Consider the following 4,443-nt stretch of genomic DNA (forward strand, 5'->3'; position numbering starts at 1 on the left):
CGCCGCCCGTGCCGGGGGCGGCGCGGCTCGCCGTCGAGCCCGGCGGCGCGGCGGGCCCACTGGGCGATCAGCTCGACGGGGACCGCGAGGCCGGCCACGGCCCGTTCGACCGCCTCCTTGCAGCCGGGCAGCGAGCAGTGGACCGGGCTGGCCTCCAGGCCGGCCGTGGGGTAGCGCATCGACTCCGGCGGCAGGTACAGGCACGCGCAGTTCAGGCAGACGTAGACGGTGCGCACAGGAACTCCTAGGTCACGACTCCGGTGCCGTTGCAGACGGAGCACGATCCGATCCAGGACCGCACGACGGGCTTCTGCTGCCCGTCCTCGTCTGTCTCGACGGAGTGTTCGGTGTGGTCGGTGAGGCCCGTGCCGCCGCAGCCCGGGCACGCCTGGTCTTCGGGCACGCACGCCAGGGTGGCAGGTTCTCCGGCGGCGTGGGAAGTGGTCCCGCGGCGACGCGCACGCCGTATGACGCCCGGTCATGAAGCGCCTGCCGCCGATGACTTAATGCGGATACGCCCCTCGTAGTACCGCGCGTGTCTCCGGCTGGGGGACGCCCGGCGGTCCACGGGGTGTGAAGGTGGAAGGGCCACGGAAGTAAATTTGAACTTGCAAGCAAAGCTTGGGGATCCCTAGCCTTGCTTGCACTGTCCACGCTCACGGCTCACGGCCCGGGCGGCTCACGGCGGCCCGGGCGGCCGTCCGACGGCCCGCGCGCCGGCCCCCGCCGGTCCGCCGCCTCATGCCAGGCCCGGTGCCGGGTCCGGCGCCCGCGCGCCGCGCGCCGGTACGCGCCCGTTCGTGCCCGACCGCTCGACCGCCCGACCGCCCGACGACGAGGAGTTGTCCGCATGTCTCCGTCCGCTCTGCCCACCGCCGTGTCGGAACGGCTGGACGCCGTGCGCCCGCACGTGGTGTCCCTCTTCCGCATCGTGATCGGCCTGCTGTTCCTCTGCCACGGCGGGCGTTCGCTGCTCGGCTGGTTCGACGGCGTCGACGGCTCCGGCGGCACCGTCGAGGCCGGCGACTGGCCCGGCTGGTACGCGGCCGTCATCCAACTCGTCGGCGGCGGCCTGGTGCTGCTGGGCCTGGGCACGCGCAGCGCGGCGTTCCTGTCCTCCGGCTCCATGGCGTACGCGTACTTCGTGGAGCACCAGCCGGAGAAGCTGTGGCCGATCGAGAACAACGGCGAACTGTCCGCCCTGTTCTGCTGGGCCCTGCTGCTGATCGTCTTCACCGGTCCCGGCCCGTGGTCGCTCGACCGGGTGCTGGGCGCCGGCCGGCCGTCGGCGGCGGCGTCGGCCGACCCCGCAGACCAGGAGGCCAGAGCGGTCTGACGGACCGGGGAGAATCCGGGGAGGGCCCGGGGAGGGCGCACTTCGCGCGATGCGGGGCAATCCGGCCCCGCATCGGTGACCTGCACAGTTTCACCTCACCCCTACCAGCTATTCTCTCCAGTCACACGCGTACGCTGTATGGCTGTTACGTAACAAGGCCGCTCCTGCCGCTCCCCTGCGACATCGCGGCGGGGGAACGGGAAACGGGAGAGACGTGCTGGAGCTGCTGGGGTCGCTGATCAACACCCCATGGATGTACGCGATCATCGGGCTGTCCGTCCTCCTGGACGTGTTCCTCCCCGTCCTCCCCAGCGGCGTCCTTGTGATCACCGCGGCCACGGCCGCGGCCGGAACCACCGTCGACGCCGTCGGCGCGGTGCGGGTCCAGGCCGGCGAGGCCGACTTCGCCGAGATGCTGGCCCTGTTGCTGTGCGCCGCCACCGCCTCCGTCCTCGGCGACATGGTCGCCTACCGGCTGGCCTGGCGCGGCAGCGACCGCCTCGCCCGCGCCGTGGCCCGCTCCCGCCGCCTGACCACCGCGCAGGCCACGCTCGGCACGGCGCTCACCCGCGGCGGCGGCGCGCTGGTGGTCATAGCCCGCTTCGCGCCCGCCGGCCGCTCGGTGGTCAGCCTGGCCGCGGGCGCCGCGCACCGGCACGTCCGGGAGTTCCTGCCGTGGTCGGCGGTGGCGGGCCTGGCGTGGGCCGCGTACAGCGTGAGCCTGGGCTACCTGGGCGGGCAGTGGCTCGGCGCCACCTGGCTGGCCACCGGCGTCTCGCTGCTGGCGCTCTTCGCGGCGGGCGCGGGCGCCGCGTACGTGATGCGGCGGCCCGGCGGCGCCCAGCGGGCCGAGCCGGTCGGCGCCGCGCCCGCCCGGCAGGTCCCGTAAGGCCCTGGCCGTGCGCGATTACAGGTCGGCCGGGGATCTTGGCTACCGTCCCCTCATGCGCATATCCACCCCGGCGGGCGCCGCGTGACCCCCCGGGCCCGCTCCGCTTCCGCGGCCCTCGGCGCGGCCGCGCTGGTGGCCGTCGGCGTCGTCGTCGTGCGGGGCCTCACCGGCTCCTCAGGCCCCGACCTGCCTGCCGTCCCCGAGGAGCACCGGCCGGTCGTGGAGGCGGCCGCCCGCACCTGCCCCCGGCTGAGCGTGCCGCTGCTGGCCGCCCAGATCGACGCCGAGAGCGGCTGGCGGCGCGACGCCGACTCCGGGCACGCGCAGGGCATCTCGCAGTTCGCGCCGGTCACCTGGGCCGAGTGGGGCCGGGACGGGAACGGCGACGGCAAGGCCGACGTGTGGGAGCCCAAGGACGCCATCCCCTCCCAGGCGCGCTACATGTGCCACCTGTACGACGTGGTCGCCGACGTGCCCGGCGATCGCACCAGCCTGGCGCTGGCCGCGTACAACGCCGGCCCGAACGCGGTGCTGCGGGCCCACGGCATCCCCGCCCTCCACGAGACCCGCGGCTACGTCGACAAGATCGTGAACAAGCTGCTGCCCGGGTACGAGGAGAGCGAGGCCCGGCGGGCGAGCGCGAGCCCGGCGGGGTCCGCCGCGTCGTCCGGGGGGTCGTCCGGGGGGTCGTCCGGGGCCGCCGGGCCCTCGGCGAGCCCGTCCCAGGGCGCCGGGCCCTCCGGGGCGCGGTGACCCGGCCCGAGGCTTCGGGCGAGGGGTGTCCCGGTGCGTCACCGGGACGTCTCCGGGGCTTCTCCGGCGTGGCGGACGACCCCGGCGCGCGGTTGCACGGCACGCCCGGAGGGCGCTTCCGGGCGCCCGCCCGGAGTCGCGCGCTCCCGGCGCCCGCCCTGCCGCCCGCGCCCCCGTGGGCTTCCCGCGTCGGGCGGGCCGCCGGAGCCGCGGAAGCCTCCCGGCCCGGGTGCCGTGGGGCCGCGCCTACGCCGCGCCGCCTCGCGCCCGGCCGTCCGCGGCGCCGTCCGCGGTGAGGAAGCCCTCGACGGCCCGTACCAGCTCCAACGGCGCCTCGTCGAACGGGTAGTGCCCGGCCCACGGCAGCTCCACCAGGTCCGCGTGGGCATACCAGCGCAGCCAGGTCTGCCGCATCACCTCCGCCGTCATCGCCGGGTCGTACGCGCCGACCACCACCCGCGCCGGCACCGTGCAGCCCGCCACCCGCTCGTGGAAGTCCTCGCGAGCCCAGGAGTCCAGCCAGGCCCGGACCGCCTTCACGTCGCTCGAACCCAGCGAGTGACGAACCATCAGATCCAGCCAGGCATCGGGATGGCGGCGGGCGGTGGCCCAGTCGATGATCTCCCGCCGCTTCTCCGGGTCCTCGGCCGCCGCCGCGAACAGGGCCCACTGCTCGTCACCCATCGGCACCCCGCAGGCGGGCACGGGGGCGACCCCCACTAAGCGCCGCACTCTGCGCGGGGCGGCGACCACGACCCGCTGCGTGACGACGGCGCCCATCGAGTGCCCGACGAGCGAGAACCGGTCCCAGCCGAGGTGGTCGGCGAGCGCCAGCAGGTCGTGCGCGGCCTCGGTGGCGGTGTAGTCGCCGGGGACGCCGCGCGCCTCGCCGTAGCCGCGCAGGTCGGGCAGCACGTAGGTGAAGGCGCGCCGGTCGATGTGCGGGAGCATCGCCCCGAAGGCGGCACGGTCGCAGAGCCAGCCGTGCACGGCCATGACCCGGCGCGGACCCGCGCCGACGAGCTCGTACGGCGGTACGTACGGCGGAAGAAGGGATGGCACGACGGCTTCCATGGCGCCTCCGGTCCCTGTCAGACGACGTCGGAATGGGGGTGAGGAGTACGAGCGGTCTGGCGGTGGGGATGGGGATGGGGTGTCGGGATGTGCAAACGGGTCAGCTTAGAGAACAAAAAGCGAAAAGGGGACAGATTCGGTCGGTTCGTGAACGCGGGCAGGCGCACGGTGTGCGGAGAACGGTAAAGCCGGGGCGCGTAGTGCGCCCGTGCGGATAACGGTGGCGTCAACGGCGAGCGCTGGCAAGCGTGTCGCGCATATGCATCACGCCCTTCCGCGCACCCGGTGCACCGGGATGGCTCAATCGGCCTCCCCGGCCGCCCGACGGCCGGCCCGCGCGCCCGCCCGCCGTGCGCCGCGCCGCCCGCGCGAGAGCGCCCGCGCCGCG

At 74.9% G+C, this 4,443-nt stretch carries 6 protein-coding genes; 3 read left to right on the forward strand and 3 right to left on the reverse strand.

Going from position 1 to position 4,443, the window contains the following annotated elements; translation table 11 throughout:
- Both RKE29_RS28185 and RKE29_RS28190 read right to left on the reverse strand, forming a co-directional pair.
- A partial coding sequence (locus RKE29_RS28185; RefSeq protein ID WP_312008515.1) for a hypothetical protein occupies window positions 1–236 on the reverse strand: 236 nt, incomplete at its 3' end.
- An 8-nt stretch (window positions 237–244) separates the two neighbouring features.
- On the reverse strand, window positions 245–403 hold the full coding sequence (locus tag RKE29_RS28190; protein WP_312008516.1) for a hypothetical protein: 159 nt from the start codon (window positions 401–403) through the stop codon (window positions 245–247).
- Window positions 404–850: 447 nt separating this feature from the next.
- Between RKE29_RS28190 and RKE29_RS28195 the strand changes: the two genes are divergently transcribed.
- From RKE29_RS28195 to RKE29_RS28205, 3 genes are all read left to right on the forward strand, one after another.
- Complete coding sequence (locus tag RKE29_RS28195; protein ID WP_312008517.1) at window positions 851–1,336, forward strand: DoxX family protein; 486 nt, start codon at window positions 851–853, stop codon at window positions 1,334–1,336.
- A gap of 214 nt (window positions 1,337–1,550) precedes the next feature.
- Window positions 1,551–2,225: a VTT domain-containing protein gene (locus tag RKE29_RS28200; protein WP_312008518.1), complete on the forward strand. Its 675-nt coding sequence runs from the start codon at window positions 1,551–1,553 to the stop codon at window positions 2,223–2,225.
- A gap of 84 nt (window positions 2,226–2,309) precedes the next feature.
- The gene (locus RKE29_RS28205; RefSeq protein ID WP_312008519.1) at window positions 2,310–2,981 is read left to right on the forward strand and encodes a lytic transglycosylase domain-containing protein; all 672 of its coding nucleotides are present in this window, start codon (window positions 2,310–2,312) and stop codon (window positions 2,979–2,981) included.
- Between the two features lie 246 nt (window positions 2,982–3,227).
- Here the strand turns inward: RKE29_RS28205 and RKE29_RS28210 are convergent, their stop codons facing one another.
- Entirely contained in the window at window positions 3,228–4,043 is an 816-nt protein-coding gene (locus RKE29_RS28210; protein WP_312008520.1) for an alpha/beta hydrolase, read from the reverse strand.
- Window positions 4,044–4,443 lie beyond the last annotated feature (400 nt).

Source organism: Streptomyces sp. B1866 (assembly GCF_031932565.1).
Taxonomy (GTDB): domain Bacteria; phylum Actinomycetota; class Actinomycetes; order Streptomycetales; family Streptomycetaceae; genus Streptomyces.

Excerpts from the sequence above, each read along its gene's own strand:
- RKE29_RS28195 (WP_312008517.1), top strand. The coding sequence starts at position 851 with ATGTCTCCGTCCGCTCTGCCCACCGCCGTGTCGGAACGGCTGGACGCC.